Below are 19,807 nucleotides of genomic sequence, written 5' to 3' on the forward strand. Positions count from 1 at the left end.
GAGCCGGAGGAGCCCCGTGAACCTGCTGCCGACAGCCACGAGCACCGACGTCCAGGAGCGGCGGCCCCGGGTCGCCGTGCTCCCGGTCGGCTCCTTCGAGCAGCACGGGCCCCACCTCCCCCTGATCACCGACACCGCCATCGCGGCCATCTACGGACGGTGCATCGCGGACGCCTACCCGGTCCACCTGCTGCCGCCCATCACGATGGGGTGCAGCCACGAGCACGGCTCCTGGCCGGGCACGGTCAGCATCAGCGCCAGGACCCTCTACGCGGTGATCGACGACATCAGAGCCTCCCTGGGCCGATCCGGCATCCGGAAGCTGGTCATCGTCAACGGCCACGGAGGCAACTACGTCCTGTCGAACATCGTCCAGGAGGCGAACGTCGACGGGCCGCGCATGAGCCTCTTCCCCCTGAGCGGCGACGTGGACCGCGCCCGCAGCGACGCAGGTCTCGTCTCGGACAAGCACGGCGACATGCACGCGGGGGAGTACGAGACCTCCATCCTGCTGCACGCCGCCCCCGAGCTGGTGCGTCCTGGCTACGAGAAGGCCGACCACGACGGCGGCGAACGCCGCTTCCTGCTCACCCTGGGCATGACCGAGTACACCGCATCGGGCGTCATCGGCTATCCCTCTCACGCCACGGCCGAGAAGGGCGAAGCCCTCCTCGGCAGCCTCACAAAGAGCTTCGCCGACCACCTCGCCGCCCTGGGCGAACACTGACCGAGCGGTGAGCCCACCACCTCACAGGCGCGAGGTGCGGCTGCGCGACACCACGCTTTACACGTCGATGTTCCGCTACGACGACCACCTGCTGGTCAACCTGCACATCTGGGGCCAGCCGGCCAGCGCCAACCCCCTGCTCCACCTCCGAAGAGTCGACGCCTCCGGGTGGTTCGACAACTACGCTCAGAGCTTCGACGCCGTCTGGGCCGGTGCCCGGCCCTGGACGCCCGACCAGAGGGGATGGCCGCCCATGGGCAGGACTGAGTACTACCACGACCCCGACGCCGCCAAGGCGAACACCCTCATCCCCGCCAGCAACCTGCTCGTCGTTTAAATGCCGCCACCCCGACTTCGTATCAGCAGGTCAGGGCCGGTTTCCCTTCGGGGAGACTGGCCCTGATCGCGTTGTGTCTGGGTGCCTGGGTGTCAACTGGGTGTGATCTTGAAACGGGGTGTCACCGCTCGGTGGCACGCTCCTGCAACAGCCGGTCGAGCACCGGCACCGGTGAGCGGGGGACGAGGGCCAGACGGTCGTCCAGGGACGCGTGCCAGACCTCGGTGAGCTGTTCCATGAGCAGCGTGCGCATGGAGTCCGTCATGTGTGGGCGTACCGGGCGCCGACTGATCCGTCCTCGTGCCCCATCCGTTCGCCCATGGGCACCCTGGGGGTGCCCAGCTCCTCCATGAGCGTGCGTGCCCGTGGCGCAGCCCGTGCCGGGTCAGCCGGTCCTTGATGGGCACCCAGCACGCCTCGGCCCGTCCGGAGGCGCCACGGCCACGCACGGGGACGCCGGGGAAGGGCCCGCCGGTCACCGGCACGGGGTGAGCCTCGGCCGGTGCCTTCTTCGGGTACCAGCCGGTGGCCGCCGGGGTGAAGATCCACGTGGCGTGCCCGGACCGGCGCCAGTGCGCGGCTTCCCGAGCCGGGCCGGTCTGCCGGACGAAGCCGACCTCCGCGATGGCCTTCTCCACCCGCGTGCGCGTCCCTTCCCTCACGGCCTCCGGCCGTTGCGCACGTTGGACACCGTGCCGGTGGACACCCCGGCGAGCGCGGCCACCCCCGGAGGGTAGGCCCCGGCTGCTAGGCCCCGGCCGCCGAAGGGGCACAGGGGCCGGGCCCCGGGTCAGCCGGCCGACGCTATGGCCGGGCGGTCCAGCCTCGTGCGCCTGGGCGACCGCCGCGGCTTCGACGTGGTCGCGTACGGGAGGTGAGGAGATGGGCACGGGTATCGAGTGGCTGGACACTGCCCAGGTGCGAGGTGGGGCGGTGACGCTCCTGGCCGGTGTGGGCGGCGTGGTGTGGCGGGCTGTAGGTCACACCGATTCGCGTAATGCCGCTTGGGGGCGTGCATGGAACAGGGCGCGGAGGGGCCGATCACGTCGCTGACGACTCCCGGCGAGAGGGCGCAGGCGGGTGGGCACTGGCCTCTGTCGGCGGCCCCGTCTCCCCGGCAGAGCGCCGCCGAGTGGAGGAACGAGGGCGCCGCGTGGCTGGTCGCCGGGCCGCATGGTGACGGACTGGCGGTCGTCCGGATCGTGTGCGGGCGGGTCCTCGCCGGTGGTCTCGCCGAGGACCGCCGCGTCGGCCGTCAGGTGCTTGTCGGGGTCGAGGTAGCTGTGGAAGGGCGACACGCTGTGGCCGGATCTCGTGGAGGCGGTGGAAGCCGGTGATCGGGCGCGCGCGGTCCGGGCACTGGCGGCTGCATATGCCGCAGCGCGGGGGACCGAACCCGCTTACAAGCTGTGCGAGGTCAACCTCTCAGCTCAGTACGAGTCGTCGCCGATGTCCCTCGGCGCGATGGGCGAGTTCCTGAGTGACTACGAGACGTGGCTGCTGTCACCCAAGGTCGAGTGACCGGCGAAAGCCCACTCGTCTCCCTCGATGTCGTAGTGGGTCACCGTTGTCACACGGCGTTGCCCCCGCACAGCCCGGGAGTATTTGTGGCAACACCCCGACGGAGGCCGAATACACCGCATAACCTCGCGGGCATGGAAGTACCCGCACCTGGCGCGTCACCGGACGCCGGCGACGGCGGGGCGCGCAGGCGGCTGGACGCGTACGCCTACCTCAGTGCGCCCGAGCGGCTGGAGCACGTCGCGATCATGCGGGTCTTCTGCGGGACCCTGCTGGCGGACCTGGCCGTCCCGGACGTCGTGGCGAAGCTGCGCGAGGCTGGTGGCCCTGGTGCGGGGCTCGACGCCGACACTCTCACGGGCCGGCTGGAGAAGCTGGTGCAGTGGGGGAACCTGTTGCGCAGCAGCCACACGGTGAAGGCGACCAGCATCAGCGAGTACCAGCGGTCCCGCTCGCGCTACCAGTTGTCGAAGCTGGGCGAGCGCATCCAGCGGGACGCCGACGGGGTCCTGGCTGAGGCCGACGCCGCCCGCGAGGTGAGCAACGAACTGCTGGCACTGGTCGAGCGCGGGCTCCGGGAGCTGGCCGAGCTGGTGACCGCGCCCGGTGGCATCGAACCGCAGGACGGGCTGGAGCGGGTCAGCACACTGTTCGTGCAGTTCACCGAGTTCGCGGACTCCGTCCGGGACTTCTACGCCTACCTCGGCCAGGTGCTGGCCCGGTACGACCTGGACAGCGCCGAGTACCAGGGCTTCAAGGAGCTGCTCCTCGACTACGTCGAGGCGATCACGGAGGACGTGGCGTTCCGCGCACCTCGTATCTCGGGGGCGCTGGACACCCTGTGGCCGCACCTTCCGGGCCTGCTGGCCCGGCTGGACGCCCACGCGCAGGGCCTCACCGGGCTGTCACCACAGGGTGACGGCCGCCCGGAGACGCGGATCCAGCGCAGCCGTGGGCGCGAACTGGCGGACTGGGAGGGCCTGCGCGGCTGGTTCAGCGACACCGACGGCCACGGCAGCCAGGTCGACCAGCTGCGGGACGCCACCCTGCGAGCGTTGCAGTCGCTGCTCGCCAACGCCAAGCGGATGCTGAGGTCGGCCACCGGGGAGATGTCCCGGCGCAGGGATCTGCTGCGGCTGGCCCGATGGTTCGACGAAGCGGCACCGCAGGATGCGCACGACATCGCTGTCGCCGCCTTCGGGCTGTACGGCGCCCGTCACCTGGGCATACCCCCGGCCACCGACGAGGTGGTGCCCGCTGCCACGAGCTGGTGGACCGGCCCGGTCGTCGAGGTGCCGGTGGCCCTGCGCGAAAGGGGCAGCCGCGCCCCGCGGGGCCGGACGTCCTCGGCGGAGGACCACTCCGCGCAGAAGCAGCGGCTGCGGGAGGCCGCCCGTCAGCGGGCCGCGGACCGGGCAGCGGCGGCGGACGAACTGCGCAGCGCCTCGGGCCGGTTCACCGAGGTGCGTCTCACCTCGGCGGCGCTCGGACTGCTCCTGGAGCTGCTGGCCACCGCACTCGGGAACGCTCAGCTCCGGCGTCGCGCCGGCCCGGTCGGGGAGCGGGCGACGGGATTCGACCTCGACGCGGCGCACAGCGAGGACGCCGAGCTGGGCATCCGGCTCACCGTGCGGCGCACCGCGGGGACGTGGTGCGTCCTGCACTCGGCCGACGGCGATCTGCTGCTGGAGGATCTGGAGCTCGACATCGGCCGCATTTCCGCCACGGCCGACGGCGAAGCCGAGGTGAGCGTGTCATGACCCTCCCCTCGGCACACGACGTCGCTCTGGCCGCCGAGCGCCGCAGCGCCGCCCGGCTGCTGCTCGCCCACCCGCTGGTCACGTCGGACGGTCCCCACGCCGACCTCTTCCCGCTGATCCGCAGGCATGCCGACTGGCTGGGCAAGCGTTTCCAGCAGGTGCTCGGTTACCGTCTGCTGGTGGACAGCTCCTACGCCCGGCTGTTCAAGGCCGGCCTGGGGGCGGGCGCGGGACACCGGCTGGAGCGCTCCACCGGCACCCCTTTCACCCCTCACACGTACGCCTGCCTGACGCTGGCCCTGTCCGTGCTGGTGACCGCCCCCGAGCAGATGCTGCTGTCACAGCTGGTGGCCGACGTCAGGGCCGCTGCGGCAGACGCGGGCATCGAGCTGGAGGAGACGGGCCGGGCGGCCGGGAAGCGGACCTTGGTCGCGGCGCTGCGTCAGCTGGTCCAGTGGGGCGTCCTCATCGAGATCGAGGGCCATGTGGCCGCGCTTGTGCAGGAAGCGGGCGGAGAAGCCCTGATCACGGTCGATCGGGAGCTGGCCCGCGTCGTCGTCGCCGGGCCGCTCTCCCCATCACGCGACGGAGCCGATCTGGTCCGGCGGGCAGCGGACCCGGGGTTCGGCGGGCCGCGCACCTATGTGCGCCGGATGCTCGTCGAGACACCCGTCGTCCACCTCGACGAACTGACCGACGCCGAACGCGACTGGCTGCGCACCCGGCAGCGCCGGGAGGCCCAGGCGTTCTCCGAACTCCTCGGCCTGGAGATGGAGATCCGCGCCGAGGGAGTGGCGCTGGTGGACCCCGAGGACGAGCTGACGGATCTGCACCTGCCGGGCACCGGGACCGTCGCGCAGGCCGCGCTGCTGGTGGTGGAGCGGCTGGTGGAGCGGCTTCGGCCGCAGGAGCCCGGACATCCGGCGACCGGAGGGACGCTCGTCATCGGAGTGGCTGTCCCGGACGGCCTGGTGGATGAGCTGCTGGCCGAGCTGATCGCCGAGTACGGGCGGCGCAGCAACTGGCAGCGCGGCTACCTGGAGGACATTCCCGCCCTGCGGGATGCCGTGCTGGACCTGCTGGTCCGCATGCGGCTGATGGCCCGCGCCGGCCGGCTGCGCGCCGAGGGCGAAGGGCTGCCGGAGGGGTACGCCGAAGAGGCACCGGAAGGGCGCACGGTGACCGATGTCCGCGGGGCGCGGCCCGACGGCGACGGCTGGGTGCTGCTGGCAGCGGCGGCACGCTACGCCACCCACGTCACCGTGCGCCCGGCCACCGCAACCGGCAAGGGTGCCGATATCCAGGAGGAGTTGCCGCTATGACCGCCGATGCACGTGCCCCTGTCCCGCTGCCGCGTTCCGGCTCTGCGACGACCGCCGGCACCCGCTTCCGGTTGCACCGCGCGGGCATCCACAACGTCTGGCAGTACGACGAGCAGGAGTTCGCCTTCGGCGACGGGCGGCTGCTGCTGCGCGGCAAGAACGGCGCGGGGAAGTCCAAGGCCCTGGAGATGCTGCTCCCGTATCTGCTGGACGGCGACTCCCGGGCGCTGGACGCCACGGGCACCGGCCGGACCACGCTCGCCTGGCTGATGCTGGACGGGTTCGAGCAGACCAATCGGCTCGGCTACCTGTGGGTGGAGTTCCGGGGCACGACCGACGACGGCGGCCCCCGCCACCTCACGCTCGGTGCCGCCGTCCGTGCCTCGAAGTCGACGCAGAAGGCGCTGCCGACGTTCTTCGTCACCCCGCTGCGCGTCGGCGAGGACCTGCACCTGGTAGAAAACGGCAAGCCCCTGCCGGTCGACCGTCTCAAGGAGATCGTCGGCTCCGACAACACGACCGAACGTGCGGTCCTCCACCGCTCCCGGGTGGCCCGGGAACTGTTCGGCATCACCGACGCCACCCGCTACCGCAACCTCACCCAGCTCCTCCACCGGCTGCGGCGCCCCACCGTCGGGGACCGCATCGAGCACGGGGGACTGGCCCTGCTGCTGAGCGAGACCCTGCCGGGGCTCGACGAGGACGTGGTCGAGAAGGTGGCGCGCAACCTCCACGACCTCGACACCGTACGTGACGAGCTCGGCCGCCTGGAGCGTACCGATGCGGCGCTGCGCACGTTCCTCACCAGCTACCGCGGCTACCTGGCCGGAGTCCTGCGCACCTTCGCGCAGGCGGTGAGCCGGGAACTGGACGTCCTCGCGCAGCGACGCCGGGCAGCCGGAGACGCCGCACAGCGGACCAGCGAGCTGAGGACACAGGAAGGGGAGTCGGAAGCCCGGCTGGCAACCCTGCGCGACGAGGAGGAAACCGCCCGGACCGATCTCGCCGCCCTGCACGCCAGCCGCGCCTACCGCAGCCTGCGCGAACTGTCGGAGCGCCGCAGCACGGTGGAGGCACTGCACACCGCCGCCGCGGCCGCCTTCACCGCCCTCGGCAACGCACACGGCGCAGAAGAAGGCGCGGCCGAGCGGCTGGCCGACGGCGTCGAGCATTTCGGGAGCCGGCTCACCGAACTGGGCACCGAACACCGGGAACTGCTGGCGCAGGCGGAGAAGGCCGGGCTTCCCACCGGCCATCTCGGCGAGGCAGTCGCTCTGCCCCGCACGGTCCGCTCCCAGGCCGTCGAGACCGAGCTGACCGCTCCGGACGGGGAGACGCACATCGTGCGGCACCGGCCGGTTGTCCGCGTGGACACGGCCACGGTGCGGGACGGGCTGCGCTCCTGGCAGGACCAACTGGAGGGCGCCGAGACGGTCGTGAAGAACCGGACCCGGATGGTCCAGGAGGTGACGCGCCTCATCAAGCGGGCCGAGGAGGTCCGGACCCGGGCAGCACAGGCCGATGCCGAGCGGGAACGGCTGGAGGGTGAGACGGAAGAGGCCGCCGGCCGACTTGAGGCCGGCCGCGAGAAGGTCGCCGAGGAGAGCGGTGCATATGCCCACCAGGTCGCCGAGTGGGTCACCCGCACGCAGGCCGCCGTCGGACCCGACTGCCCGTCGCTGGACGCCGTCCGCACCGCGGTCACCCGCGAGAGCTCCACCGACGCCCCGTTCGCGGACCGCACGCTCCCGCCCGACATCGACAGCCAGGTGCGGCAAGCCGCTCACGCCGCACTGGAGCCTTACGGCGAGGAACTCACCGGGCGCCGGGACGCCCTGGCACTCGCTGCCGGCCGGCTCGACGAAGAACTCGACCGCCTGGCGAGTCAGAAGCAGGACTGGGAGCGGCGTACCGATCCCGAGCCGCCGGTCCCCTACCACCGCGTCGCCGAAAGGACACCGGGCAGCGGAGCACCCTTCTACCGGCTGGTGGACTTCACGGATGACCTGACTCCCGCCGACCGGACCGGTCTGGAGGCGGCACTGGAGGCCGGTGGGATCCTGGACGCGTGGGTTGGCGCGGACGGCGCCCTTGTCGATCCCCGCACCCGTGACACTCTGCTGCGCCCCGGTCCCGCGTTGCCGGACGGGCCGACCCTCGCCTCGGCCCTGCACCCGGTGCCCCAGGCGGGGTGCGGCGTCGCATCCGAGCAGGTGGAACGCCTGTTGGCCGCCATCGCGCTCGCACCGGCCGAGGAAACGAACGCTCACGACGCGGTGTACTACGACGGAAGCTGGCGTCTGGGCGTGCTCAGCGGCCGGCACCACAAGAAGGTCGCCGAGTACGTGGGAGCCGCCGTACGCGCCGAGACCCGGCGGCGCATCCTCGCCGAACTGGAGGAGCGGCTCACGCAGACGCGGCAGCGATTGGCCGACGCCCGTCACGAACTCGCCGAGGCCGATGCCCGGCGCCGGGCCCTCCGGCTCGCGGAGCAGGACTTCCCCCGGGCACGAGGTCTGGCCGACGCCTGGAGCAGAACCGAGTCGGACGAGAGGGCACTGCACGATCTGACCGCCAAGGCGACCCGCGCGGCCCGTGCGGCCGAGGAAGCACGCGCTCTCGCCGTAGCGGCGCGCGCCGAGGCGGATGCCACCGCCACCGCCCATGACCTGCCCAGCGACCCCGCCGAACTGGAACGCGTACGCACCGCGCTGGCCGCCCTGCTCACCGGCATCGGACATCTGCGCAGGGCAGTCGGCAGCACGGGTGAGCGGCTCGGCGCCCATCACGCCGATGCCGAGCGGTACGAACGCGCCCTTGACGACCGCCTGGCCGCGGAGGAGAACTACCGGCTCCGCCTCACCGGACTGCGTACCGCACAACAGGACCTGCACACCCGCGAGGAGGCCATCGGGGCGACCGAAGACGAGATCCTCACCCGCGAGCAGGAAGCCAGGCAACGCATCACGCACGCCGTCCAGATCCTTCCGGCGGCACGACGAACTCGCGACGAACTCCACGACCTGCGCGTGCGTGCGGAAGAGGAGGAGAAGCGCCTGCGCGGTGATCTGGCCGACCAGGAAGCGGCGGTCATCGACACCGGCAGCATCCTGCGCGGCGCACTCGGCCGGCCGGAGGTGGTGCGCGGCGCCGGACTGGACCGGTCCGCGCTGCCCGAGGAGGTGGCGGACGATCCCGGCTCGGACGTCCGCAGCCGTCTACGCGCGCTACAGGATCTGGCCGACGCGGTAGAACAGGCCCTCGGCCGCCCGAAAGACGAGGTGTCGGACAGCACCCTACTCAACCGGCACACCGACCTGCGCGACCAACTGGCCGGCGGGTTCGACGCACAGATGGAGGAACGCGACGGGATCAAGGTGTGCCGTCTGATCGACGACCACGGTACCCACGACGTCGCGGCCGTGGGCGAGCGGATCGCCGTCCAGGCCGCCGAGGCCCGGGGGCGGCTCACCGAGCGCGAACGTGAGGTGTTCCAGCGATTCCTGACCGGCGAACTCGGCGACCACCTCTCGGCCCAGGTCATCACCGCGGCGAATCTGGTCGCGGCTCTCAACGACACCCTGCGGACCGTACGCACCTCCCACGGTCTCGGTGTGGAACTGCTGTGGAAGCTGGACGAGGACGTGGACGCGGACGTGCGGGCTGCCGTCGAGCTGCTGCGCAGCCCGTCGAGTCTGCGCACGCGCGAGCAGACCGAGCAGCTCCTCGAGGTACTGCAACGCCGGATCGAGGACGCCAGACGGGCCGATCCTTCGGCCGGTTACGCCGCCCATCTGCGGACCGCGCTGGACTACCGCGACTGGTTCCGCTTCCACACCTTCGTGGTCGAGGACGCCGCCCCGGGACGCAGGCGGAGACTGACCGGCCGCACCGGACTCAGCCAGGGCGAGCAGCGAGTGCTCTCCTACCTGGTGCTCTTCGCCGCGGCCGCCGCCCACTTCACCAGTCTCGCCGAGTCGGCGCCGCAAGCACCGCGGCTGATCCTGCTCGACGACGCCTTCGCCAAGGTCGACGAACCCACCCACGGGCGACTGGGGCGGATCCTCGTCGACCTCAACCTCGACTTCGTCCTCACCAGCGAACGGCTCATGGGCAATTGGCCGGAGGTGCCGTCCCTGCACATCTACGAGTGCCTCCGTGATCCCCATGTGCGCGGGGTGGCCACCTTGCACTACACCTGGAACGGCCGGCATCGGCGTCTGGTGTCCGTATGAGCAAGCTGCCCGCCGCGACACGGGACTGGCTGGCCGGCCCCGGGCTCACCCGGCTCTGGGAGGCGGTACGCAAGCGCCTGGAAGGCAACGGCCTACAGGCCACCGGCTCCCTCCGGCTGACCTCGGTGAGCACCCAGGAACGCAACGACCTGTCGCTTCTGCTGGGCAAACCCGTCACGGGTGCTGCCGTGACTGTGCGCCTCGACGCGCTCGACACGCGGCTGCGCGCCTCGGGGGCCGGACTCGGGCTCAGAGGGGTCCTGGAGGAAATCGGCCCGCCGCTCACCGACCGCCGGGCCGTCCGCGCGGGTATCACGGCACGGCGCGAGCACATGTGGTCGTCGCTCACCTCGGCGCTGGACGCCTCTCCGCTTGCCGGCCAGGAGTGGACCGGCCGGTGGTACGACCTGCTGCGCCGTACCGGCGTACCGAGAGGAGTGACGCCCGAAACGGCGGTACGCACACTTCAGCAGGCTGTCCAGGTCCTCACCGTACTGCTCGGCCCGGAGCGGGGTGGCACCCGAGGCCGAGGAGAACTCGCGGCCCTGGCGACCGGGTCCGCGCACGGCCTGGACGACGGCACCTGGCTCGCGCGCCTCGTCCAGCGTGGCATCGCCCTCGCCCACGGCACCGAGTTTCCCGGCGACGCGGCCGGCCGACGTGCGCTGTGGCGCCTGGTGTCCGTCACACCGGACGAGGTCTCCAGCACAGTGCTGACCTACGGGCTGCGACCCGTCGGCGGAGGCTGGCGGGAGCAGGCCCTGCGGGAGCGGGCCGCCCATCACGCCGAAACCCACCTCACACTGCGCGATCTGCACGGCCTGCGGCTGCAACTGCCCGCCGGAACAGCGATCCACATCTGTGAGAATCCGCGCGTGGTGGAGGCTGCGGCCGACGCGGCTTGCGTCCGCCCCCTAGTGTGCACCTCCGGCAGCGCCGCCACGGTGATCCTCACGCTCCTCGATGCCCTCGCCGCCACCGGCTGCCATTTCGCGTACCACGGCGACTTCGACTGGCCGGGCATCGCTCTGGCGAATCGGATCATCCGCCGCTACAAGGCCCTGCCGTGGCGCATGGGTGCCGAGGACTACGAGCACCTGGCCGCTCGCAGCCAGGCCGAGGGAATCCCTCAGCTACCGCTCGACGGCCGGCCTGTCGACGCGTCCTGGGATCCGGACGTCACCCCCGCCATGACCGCCCTCGGCGTCGCGCTCCACGAGGAGGCCACCCTCGACCTTCTGGTGGACGACCTGTCGGCCGGAGGCAGGAACGCCTGAAGGCGCACAGCAGGTGCTCAGGGTGCGAGCCCGGGGCTCCGGAAGCCGACCGTCTACCTGACGTCGATCATCCGGACCGGCTGCCCGGTGGTGCGGGCGATGGTTTCGAAGTCCCGGTCGTAGTGCAGCAGTGTGAGTCCTGCTTGTTCCGCGGCCGCAGCCACGAGAAGGTCGACGGCTCCGGCACTGCGATGCTCCCCCTTGGCCGTGAGCCCGCGCTGGACGACGCGGGCGCGCCGGTAGACGCCGTCGGGCATGGGGCACCAGGTGAACTGGTTCAGCCGTCCCTGGATGGCTCCGGTTCCGGTCCGGTGCGAGCAGGTCTCGCCGGTGCCGTCTACGCCGCACCGGCTGCCTCGGCCGCAGCCGCCGGCTGAATCAGCCGGGCCAGTTCCTCACGCCCGCGCCTGATGACGTCGAGCGCCGATGCCGGATCCGTACCCGGCGGCAACGGAGTATCGGTGAGCACGTCCGTAAGCGTGTACCGGCCGAGCAGCCACCGCTGCAGTGCACGCCAGTCGGTGCCCCGGTTGAAGGAGAGGTTGTTCTCCCATGGCGACGCCTCGTACCGGGTACCGTCGGCGCCGTTCGCGTGGAGCAGCCCGGAGCGGCGCACCAGACACGGGAAGCAGACGCCGCAGTTGGCGATGGGAGGGCCGCCGCTGCGGCGGGTGGGCGGCTTGCCGCAGCTCAGGGTGGTCTCCAGGTCCGACGGAGTGAGGCCCGCGTCGCGCCCTGCCCTGCACACCTCGCCTTTCGTCAGCTGAGCCAGGGGATTGACCACCCGTACCGCGCTCCCGGCGTCGCTCACGGCGGCAATCACAGCGTTCAGACCGGCCAGCGTCCGCGGGTGCACGGAACGGGTGGAGCAGGCGGCCGAACGCGCGGGCGTCAGAGGTGGATTGAGGGCGACCTGGCCGTTCTCGGGAATGTGGACGGTGGCCACTCCGTGCGCGGTGGCGGCACGGATCGCTCCCGCCGCGTACAGCAGGCCGCGGGTGCGGGAGGAGGTCTCCAGCCGCAGCCTGGAGCCGTCGCCCGCGGGGGTCTGGCTCATCGGTAGCAGCATCACCGGCCGTGGCCCGCCCAGTCGCTCGACGGCCTTGTACACCCGCTGCTGGAGACGCAGCAAGCCGATCTCACGGAACATGACGAGCAGCAGCGGCCGAGGATCATCGGCGCGCGAGCGGGTGGCGGCCCAACTGAGGGAATCCAGCCCACCGGAGAACAGCGCGACTTCCGAGGCACGAGAGTCGCCGGGGAAGATCATCGCCTCCTCGACCCGATGGCCGGCGAGAGGCCGGAAGTCCACACTCCAATGGTCCCCGGTGAGAATCTGGAGGAGCGCGGTGAAGTGGGTACGGATGGCTGCGCTCTGCCACCGCTCGTGCTCCGTGACGGGCACGGTGAGGCTGATGCGGCGGGTCCACCGGTCCCGGACGCCGGTCCGGCGTACGTATTTGTCGGCGATGAACGCGGCTCTGGCGACGCGGAACAGGTCCTCGGCCCAGTCGGGGACCGAACCGGGCAGGTGGTGCCGGCCGGTGACGCGGCGCTCCTTCTCCTGGAAGGCTTCCTCGCCGATCTCCGTCCAGCGGGCATCGCGAGGCCGGTCCCCGCGGTGGCCGCGCCACCAGAGGAAATGGTCGGGCCCGGTCATGCCGCGGCTCCCTCTTCTCCGGTGATCTCGTCGGCGATCAGGCCGAGTACCCTGCCGACCGCCCGCGGCACCAGCGACGCGGCGATCTTGGGCAGCACGGCTGACGGGTCCAGCCCACCGCCCACTACCGACTGCGCGGTGTCCACGGGCTCTGCGAGCTCCGTCGCTTCAGCGGCCACCTCGCAGGGATTCGGCACCAGGTCCACCGTCTTCTCCGCGACCCAGTCGGCGATCCTGCCTTCCGGATCGGTCGCGATGAGCACCGGCACTGCCAGCTTGACGTGCTCGGCAACAACGGATCGGAGGAATTCCCCTACCACATCGGCGAAGAACACCTGGTAGAGATCGCACAGGATGTCCCAGGCGAAGCCGCCGCCCGCGCCGCCCCCGTTCATGTCGTCGTCCAGCTCGGGGTGCCTGTCGCGGACATCGCGGACCGCAGCGGCCACGCCCCTGCGCACCGCGGCGTCGGCGAGTGTGCCACCCTCTCCGCCGACCTCGGAGACGAGACGTGCGACAAGCGCGTCCGCCGGTCCGGCGCCCTCGGCGGCCAGCGAGCTCAGGGCCCCGGCGAGCCGCTCACCGGCCGCGCAGGCCGCGTCGTACAAGCCGAAAGCCGATCGATCAGCACGGAGCGTCTCGTGCAGGGCACGTAGATGGTCCGCGGCGATCTCTTCCAGACGCTGATCCGCGTTGCGCGAGTCCGCCCGCCAGCGCGCCAGCCGTCTCGCAGCGGAACTCCACCGGTCGCCATTCGGCCCCTTCCACCGCGTGGACGTCCCCACAGCACCCCCAGCCCGACAATGTCCCTCCCCGCTCTTCCCAGTCATGGCATCAGACCGGACCATTCCCAGGTAGGGCGCGACTCGGCCAGGGCGGCGCGGACCGGACTGGGAGCCAACCTGCCTCCGGATTCCCTTCGGAGCCATCCGAGACCACGACAGCCCGACGCCTTGACCATGGGAGATGTCATCCGTGCTGGCACGGCTCGCCAACCGAACCTCGTTCGGGACGAAGAGGTCGCGGGTGCAGATTTCGCCACTTCTGGCAAAGGGCGAAGGGCCGATCGTGTGATCGCTGTTGGCTCTTCGCCGTGCTCCGGTGCCACGCGGGGGCGGTGGGCGGGGGCCGCACGCGCGGGGTTGCGCGTGCGGCCGGTCAGGCGGGGGTGCCGGGGGAGCCGTTCGCCGTGGGGGGTGGGGGCTCGTGGTGCAGGCGGCGGAGGACCTCCTCGCCCTGGGGGATGCCGAGGTGGGTGAGCACCTGGGCGAGATGCACGCCGACGTAGCTCCGGTCGTCCTTCGTGAGCCCCCGCAGCGTCGCGGCCAGGCGCCGTTCCCAGCCGTCCCGGTCGGTGAGCAGGTCCCGGTGGGCCACCGTCCAGTCGAGCACGTCCCGGGCCTGGTCGGGGTGTTGGAGCAGCCAGAACGCGGCGAGGTCCGCCGGGCCGCCCACGACCACCTCGCGGTAGAAGCGGTACGCCTCCCGGTGCGCCTCTCCGAAGACCGGTGGCAGCGTGGGCCCGGCGCCGGCGCCCGGTCCGGGCAGGAACCCGGCCGGCGGGTCGAGGAGCCAGTACCTGAGCCCGGCTTCCGGGACCTCTCGCACCTCGCCGGGCGGCACGACCTGGACGGTGCCGTGGTGCGGCGGTGGCTGCCTCAGCGGGTCGGGCTGCCCGGGCGGCGCCGCCCGCGTGCCGAGGTGGTGAGCGATCAGGTGCCCGGCCCGCTCCTCCGTCAGCGCGCTGCGGGCGGCGACGACGGGGTCGTGCACGCGCCAGGCGATCTCGTAGCGCGGCCCCGGCCGGGCGGACGGCGTCGGCCTGCGCGCGGGGAGCTCCACCACGCACCGGCGCTCGGCGAGCGAGACCCACAGGACGGCGAGGAAACGCCCGCCGCGCGCCTCGCCCAGCGTGGGCCGCGGATACCCCCGGTCACCCGTGCCGCGGGGAGGTTCGAGCCGGTCGCCGCCCTGCCTGGACAGGAACACCATGGCGCGCTCCCCCCGCCCGGAGAGGCGGAACCTCAGCAACCGCCAGGCGGGGGCGGAGGCCACCGATGCGATCAGCGGTCCGTCCGCTCCGTTCGCCCTGTTCGCTTCGTTCACTGTGTATGCTCCCGTCGCTCCATTTACTCCGTTCGCTCCGTTCATTCCGCTCACTGCGTTCACGAGGCGGTCCTCTCCGATGTCGACGGGGCGGTGGTGGCGTGTGCGCGGTGGCGGCGCAGCACGAGCCGGGTGAGCCCGCGCCGTCCGGCCGCCGCGTGGGACAGCGCGGCGAGGAACGACGCGCAGGCGGCCCGGTGGCGCAGGTGGGGGTCGCGTTCGATGGCGAGCAGCCCGTCCGCGACGGCCTCGAAGGTGGCCGGCGTGTCGAGGGCGAGGGTCACCAGGGCGAGGGCCTGCCGCGGGTGGTCGCCCAGCACCTCGGCGAGCGCGACCTTGCGGGGGCCGGAGCGGCCGGGCAGGGGGAACGTGGAGCGGGCCATCGCCTGCACCGCGTGCGCCGCGAAGGCGTGCCGCAGCGTTCCCGGCTCGGCCGCGAGCCATGCCGCCATCCGGTCCAGCACGGGGGCGTGGTTGGGCTCCTCGGAGAGCAGCACGCTGAGGGCGAAGGAGACGGCGGTCCACAGGCTCCCTTCCGCGTCCGCCTCCGGGCCGTCGAGCACCGCGTCGAGGAGTCTGAGCGCGGTGCGGGGGTGGGCCAGGCCGTAGCTGCCGGCACAGGTCTCGGCGACGGTGCACCGCAGGGCGGCCGACCGCCGTCGGCTCCACTGGCGCAACTGCTCCCGCACCGCACCGCCGTGTTCGGCGTGCTGCGCCAACTCGCCGAGTGCGTAGGCGACCAGGCGGCGCTGCCAGCGCCGCTCGGACGCCGCGAAGGGGCCGAGCTGACGCAGCGCGTCCGGCCCGGTGGCGTGCGTCAGCACGCGTCCGATGGCCTGGCCGGCCGCCAGGTCGACGCCCGGCTGGTCGGGCAGCGCGGCGAGGGCCCGCCACAGCAGCTCGGCCATGCCCTCGTAGTCCAGCCACAGCCGCCGGAGCAGCACCTCGGAGCGGTGCCGGCCGAAGAAGGCGACCGGCTGCACCGCGTAGCGGTAGCGCCGCGCCGCGCCGGGCTCCCGCGGCAGGGGCCGGGCCCCCACCCGCGCCAGGCGGTCCTCGAAGGCGGGCCCGAGCACGTCGGGCCGCTCCGGTCGGGCGCTCGCCGGGTCCGTCGGCGCCCGCTCGTGCAGCAGCGGGCGGAGCGTGGCGGCGAAGCGCTCGACGACCGTGCGGTCCTGGCGGGGGAGCAGGGCGACGGCGGCGAGGAGGGAGAGCGCGTCGGCGCTGCCGCGGGCGTCGTCCAGGGCCGTGCGGTCCCCGGGGTCGCTCTGCCGCAGGCTCTCCAGCGCTACGGTGACGGGCTTGCCCGTGACGACCACTTCGCGCAGCTCCGCGGCCACTTCGACGCCGTCGCCGGGCAGGGAGCGCCCCCGCAGGTGGTCGGCGAACGGACGGGAGGCGAGCCGACCCAGCGCGTCGGACAGGTGCGCTCCGGTGAGCCGGCCCTCCCGCGCCCACGCGTGCAGGCGTCTGACCGCCACGTCGCGGGGGGACGGCGGCAGGTGCGCCACGTGCCACGGGAGGGCGTCGACCGGCAGCCGCACCCCCGCGCGCACGGTGACGACGAGGTGGGCGCCGGCCTGCCGCAGCAGGTCGGCCAGCGCCCGGAGCGCCACCTCGCCGAGCGCGTCCGCGGCGTCCTGGGGCAGCCCTTGCAGCAGGTAGCCGCGCCGGTCGCCGGGGCGCCAGCGCGCCAGGTCCTCCGCGGGGTCCAGCCCGGTGACGCCGCTCGTCCCGTGCCGCTCGGCCAGCAGGGCGAACGCGGCCGTGCTCGCGCCCGTGCCGCCCTCGGCGCCGAGCAGGAGAACCCGCCGGTCCAGCGCTTTGCGGCACGGGAGGTGGGCAGGTGGCTCGACGAACCCCCGCAGCTTCTCGGCGATCTCGTCGGCCGGGTACGGGCCCTCGCGCAGCGCGGGCTTGAGGATCTCCTCCGTGGCGGCATGGTGGTGGAAGTCGCCGTACACCGCCCCCGTGAACGCCACGCCGTGCTCGACGCGCTGCTGGTTGTCCCGGTAGGTGGCGCCCGGCAGCTCGGTGCGCTCGGTGCGCGCGGTGTCCTCGCGGCTGCCCTCGCGGGGATCTCCGTGCGCGGCCCCGGGGGCCTCCCCGGGCGCGCCGTCGGGCGGGCGGTGCCGGGCGTCCGGCCCGGGGGGCGTGTCGCGCGGCTCGCTCATCGCCGCTCACCGGCCTCGCCGGTGCGCTTGTCGCCGCCGACGTTGTCGCCGCTGCCCCAGTGCTGGTTCGTGCCGTGGTAGGTGGTGGAGCGGCCGGTGTAGGTGAAGTCCCCGCCGACGTCGCCCATCAGCGCGGCGCCCTCGTCGACCCGTTGCGTGTTGCCCTGGTACAGCCTGCCCGGCCGCGGGGACGCGTCCTGCCCGGCGCGTCGCTCCGCGGACTCGCCGGGTCCGTTCCCCGCGGTCTCCTCCCGCGCCAGGACTCCGGCGCGCAGCAGGTTGCCGGACGGCGAGGGGACGTACAGCCACGCCCGCTGCGCGAAGGTCTTGCCCTCGACGGTGGCCGGCACCTCGGTGCAGCGGTCGCGGTGCAGCCCGGTGTAGGCGCCGCGCACCACGTCCTCGTGCACCCGGTCGGAGATGATCACGGCGAGGGGCGTGACCTCCTCGCTCGCGGCGGCCAGCATCGCCTTGACGGGGCGCGAGTCCAGCAGCCGGTGGGTGTCGTTGCGGGCGGTGCCGTTGCCGTCGCCGGGCTTCCCGGAGTCCGGCAGCGGCCCGACGTGGACGCTGGCGCGCAGCCGGATGCGCGGCCCCACGGACTGCCGGTTGTACGCGCTCAGCACGTCGTCCAGGACGCGCAGGAACGGCCAGAGCACGAAGGGCAGGAAGGCGGGGTCGAAGCCGAAGACGATCCCGTCCCCCGTGTTGGCGGGGAACCGCTTGGCGTCCCGCAGTGCGTGCAGCTCCGCACGCTCCAGGGCCTGGTCGACGAGTTCGGGGATCAACTGGCTGACGGGGCCGTGCTGGGCGGCCGGCAGACCGGTGAAGTCCTTCGCGTCCACCGCGAACAGGGCCCGGTAGGGGGGAAGCTTGCGGCTCTCGGCGTACGGGGTGGGGACGGAAACGGGCATGCGCGTGCTCCTCACGTGCGGTGAGACGGGTTCTCGGCACCGCCGAAGCGGTGGCTTCGAGACTCCCGGCGCGCCGACCCGCCGAGTGCACAGCACAGGGCGCAACCGGAGTGACCCGCTTCACACGCGCGTCAGGCGTGCTGCACGCGGCCGCCCCGTCACTCGGCGGAGGCCCACCCGCGCAGGGTGCCTATGTCCTTGACGACGATCACCTTGCGCGCCGTCTCGACGGCGCCCGACGCGCGCAGCCGCCGCAGCCCGGCGATGGCCGCGTTGCGGGTCACGCCGATGGCCTGGGCGAGCTCCTCCTGGGTCAGCCCGCTCAGCCGTACGTCGCCCGACGCGTCCGCGCGCCCGGCCAGTTCGACCAGGCGCAGCAGGGCCCGGGCCAGCCGCGCCACCAGGGGCAGGGTGAGGAGTTCGGTGCGGTGGGTGTCGGACTCCCGCATCCTGGCCAGCGCCTGCCGCATCAGGCTCATGACCAGCCCGCGCTCGTCCACGAACCGACGGAAGCGCTGGGCGTCCAGGACGACGGCCGTGCACGGCGTCAGCGCGACGACGTCCGCCGTCCGCGTGGTGCCGTGGAAGACCGACACCTCGCCGAGCAGGTCGCCCGGCCCGCGGAAGGCGAGCCACGTGACGGCGCCGCCAGGCTCCCGGCACACGACCTTGGCGAGCCCGTCGGTGAGCGCGAGCAGGTGCGTGCCGGGGGAGCCCTGCCGCAACATCACGCTGCGCGCGCGGAAGCGGCGGGACGGCCCCTGGGCCCGCATCTCGCGCCAAACGTCCTCGGGCAGCACACGTCCCCCTGACGGTCCTGTCGCCGGCCTTCTCGACGTCAGCAGTTGTACGCCCCCGGGCGGCTCCGGGGCCGCGGACCCGGCGAGGATGGCCGAGAACGTACGCGGCCCCGCCCGCCTGCGCGCGCCCGGGGCAGGAGCCGGGGCGGCGGGCCCCGACGGGGCTTCAGCCGCCCCCGGCCGCGGCGTCGGGCGCTGTGCCCGGCGCCCCCGGCGCGGGCCGGGCGGTCAGGGCGCTATGCCCGCGCGGCGGGCGGCGGCGAGCCACTCGGGGTAGCCGCCCAGCAGCCGGTCGTACAGGACGGCGTCGGGGACCGCGCGGGGGTCCTCCCCGGCGGGGAAGAAACCGGTGTTGTCCACGGGGCGCAGGCGCGGGACGGCGAGGTCGTCCAGGCGGCGGAGGAAGTCGAACTGCTTGCCCCCCGGGGCGCCGAAGCCGACGAACTGCCAGTACAGCGGGAGTTCGGCGGCCTTGCAGATGAAGCGTTCGGCGGCCAGCTTGCTGGTGGGTCCGCCGTCGGTCTGGAAGACCACGAGGGCGGGGTGGGCGGAGCCGGACGCCAGGTAGTGGTCCAGGACGGCGTCCATGCCCCAGTGGTAGTTGGTGCGCCCCATGTGGCCCAGCGAGGCGGCGAGTTCGGTGACGCGGCCGCAGTGGGCGTCGAGCGACACCTGCGCGGTGCCGTCGACGTCGGTGGAGAAGAACACCAGGGGCACCACCCCGTCGTCGTCCAGGTGGGCGGACAGGCCCAGCACCTGCTCCGCGAGGTGCTGGGCGGTGCCGTCGGTGTAGTAGCGGCGCATGGAGCCCGAGTAGTCGAGCACGAGGTAGACGCTGGCGCGTTCCCCGGCCAGCCGGTGCTTCTCCAGGGATATGGCGGCGGACTTGTAGAGGTTGACGAGCTTCGGGGCCCGCTCCTCCACGGTGCTCAGACTCAGTGGCATGGACCGCAGTTTCCCAGGAAATCGCTGGC

Annotated in this window: 13 protein-coding genes and 4 pseudogenes; 8 read left to right on the top strand and 9 right to left on the bottom strand. The window is 72.8% G+C overall.

The window, feature by feature from the left end; all coding sequences use genetic code 11:
* The first annotated feature begins 16 nt into the window (after positions 1-16).
* The 3 genes and pseudogenes from OSB71_RS16720 to OSB71_RS16730 form a co-directional block, all read left to right on the top strand.
* Entirely contained in the window at positions 17-727 is a 711-nt protein-coding gene (locus OSB71_RS16720) for a creatininase family protein (RefSeq protein ID WP_265948914.1), read from the top strand.
* Between the two features lie 31 nt (positions 728-758).
* Positions 759-994 (top strand): annotated as a pseudogene (locus OSB71_RS16725) (XRE family transcriptional regulator); the annotation flags it as partial.
* Positions 981-1,058: pseudogene (locus OSB71_RS16730) on the top strand (NUDIX hydrolase); the annotation flags it as partial. The pseudogenes OSB71_RS16725 and OSB71_RS16730, both read left to right, overlap by 14 nt.
* Before the next feature lie 127 nt (positions 1,059-1,185).
* On the opposite strand, the pseudogene OSB71_RS16735 reads toward OSB71_RS16730, so the two are convergent.
* A pseudogene (locus tag OSB71_RS16735) lies at positions 1,186-1,830 on the bottom strand (LacI family DNA-binding transcriptional regulator); the annotation flags it as partial.
* 548 nt (positions 1,831-2,378) lie between these two features.
* Here OSB71_RS16735 and OSB71_RS16740 point away from each other — a divergent pair.
* The 5 genes from OSB71_RS16740 (at position 2,379) to OSB71_RS16760 (ending at position 11,179) form a co-directional block, all read left to right on the top strand.
* A complete protein-coding gene (locus tag OSB71_RS16740; RefSeq protein ID WP_265948915.1) occupies positions 2,379-2,585 on the top strand; it encodes a hypothetical protein in 207 nt (68 codons plus the stop codon).
* 134 nt (positions 2,586-2,719) lie between these two features.
* A complete protein-coding gene (locus OSB71_RS16745) occupies positions 2,720-4,345 on the top strand; it encodes a TIGR02677 family protein (protein WP_265948917.1) in 1,626 nt (541 codons plus the stop codon).
* Complete coding sequence (locus OSB71_RS16750) at positions 4,342-5,667, top strand: TIGR02678 family protein (protein ID WP_265948918.1); 1,326 nt, start codon at positions 4,342-4,344, stop codon at positions 5,665-5,667. Before OSB71_RS16745 ends, OSB71_RS16750 begins: the two co-directional genes overlap by 4 nt.
* Entirely contained in the window at positions 5,664-9,902 is a 4,239-nt protein-coding gene (locus tag OSB71_RS16755; protein ID WP_265948919.1) for a TIGR02680 family protein, read from the top strand. The genes OSB71_RS16750 and OSB71_RS16755 overlap by 4 nt, the downstream gene beginning before the upstream one ends.
* Positions 9,899-11,179: a TIGR02679 family protein gene (locus tag OSB71_RS16760; RefSeq protein WP_265948920.1), complete on the top strand. Its 1,281-nt coding sequence runs from the start codon at positions 9,899-9,901 to the stop codon at positions 11,177-11,179. Before OSB71_RS16755 ends, OSB71_RS16760 begins: the two co-directional genes overlap by 4 nt.
* A gap of 53 nt (positions 11,180-11,232) precedes the next feature.
* Here OSB71_RS16760 and OSB71_RS16765 read toward each other — a convergent pair.
* The 8 genes and pseudogenes from OSB71_RS16765 to OSB71_RS16800 all read right to left on the bottom strand — a co-directional run.
* Positions 11,233-11,475: pseudogene (locus OSB71_RS16765) on the bottom strand (PIN domain-containing protein); the annotation flags it as partial.
* A 41-nt stretch (positions 11,476-11,516) separates the two neighbouring features.
* Positions 11,517-12,839: a 7-cyano-7-deazaguanine synthase gene (locus OSB71_RS16770; protein WP_265948921.1), complete on the bottom strand. Its 1,323-nt coding sequence runs from the start codon at positions 12,837-12,839 to the stop codon at positions 11,517-11,519.
* Positions 12,836-13,447, bottom strand: a complete 612-nt coding sequence (locus tag OSB71_RS16775) for a hypothetical protein (RefSeq protein WP_265948922.1) — start codon at positions 13,445-13,447, stop codon at positions 12,836-12,838. The genes OSB71_RS16770 and OSB71_RS16775 overlap by 4 nt, the downstream gene beginning before the upstream one ends.
* Positions 13,448-13,997: 550 nt before the next feature.
* The gene (locus OSB71_RS16780) at positions 13,998-14,831 is read right to left on the bottom strand and encodes a hypothetical protein (protein ID WP_265948923.1); all 834 of its coding nucleotides are present in this window, start codon (positions 14,829-14,831) and stop codon (positions 13,998-14,000) included.
* Between the two features lie 173 nt (positions 14,832-15,004).
* Positions 15,005-17,119 (bottom strand): hypothetical protein, encoded by a 2,115-nt coding sequence (locus OSB71_RS16785; protein WP_265948924.1) that lies wholly within the window; start codon positions 17,117-17,119, stop codon positions 15,005-15,007.
* On the bottom strand, positions 17,116-18,033 hold the full coding sequence (locus OSB71_RS16790; RefSeq protein WP_265948926.1) for a hypothetical protein: 918 nt from the start codon (positions 18,031-18,033) through the stop codon (positions 17,116-17,118). The genes OSB71_RS16785 and OSB71_RS16790 overlap by 4 nt, the downstream gene beginning before the upstream one ends.
* Before the next feature lie 158 nt (positions 18,034-18,191).
* Positions 18,192-18,833 (bottom strand): Crp/Fnr family transcriptional regulator, encoded by a 642-nt coding sequence (locus tag OSB71_RS16795; protein ID WP_265948927.1) that lies wholly within the window; start codon positions 18,831-18,833, stop codon positions 18,192-18,194.
* Positions 18,834-19,061: 228 nt separating this feature from the next.
* Positions 19,062-19,778, bottom strand: a complete 717-nt coding sequence (locus OSB71_RS16800) for a VWA domain-containing protein (protein WP_265948928.1) — start codon at positions 19,776-19,778, stop codon at positions 19,062-19,064.
* Between the last annotated feature and the right edge of the window lie 29 nt (positions 19,779-19,807).

Origin of the sequence: Streptomyces marinisediminis (genome assembly GCF_026262575.1) — a bacterium.
GTDB lineage: Bacteria > Actinomycetota > Actinomycetes > Streptomycetales > Streptomycetaceae > Streptomyces > Streptomyces marinisediminis.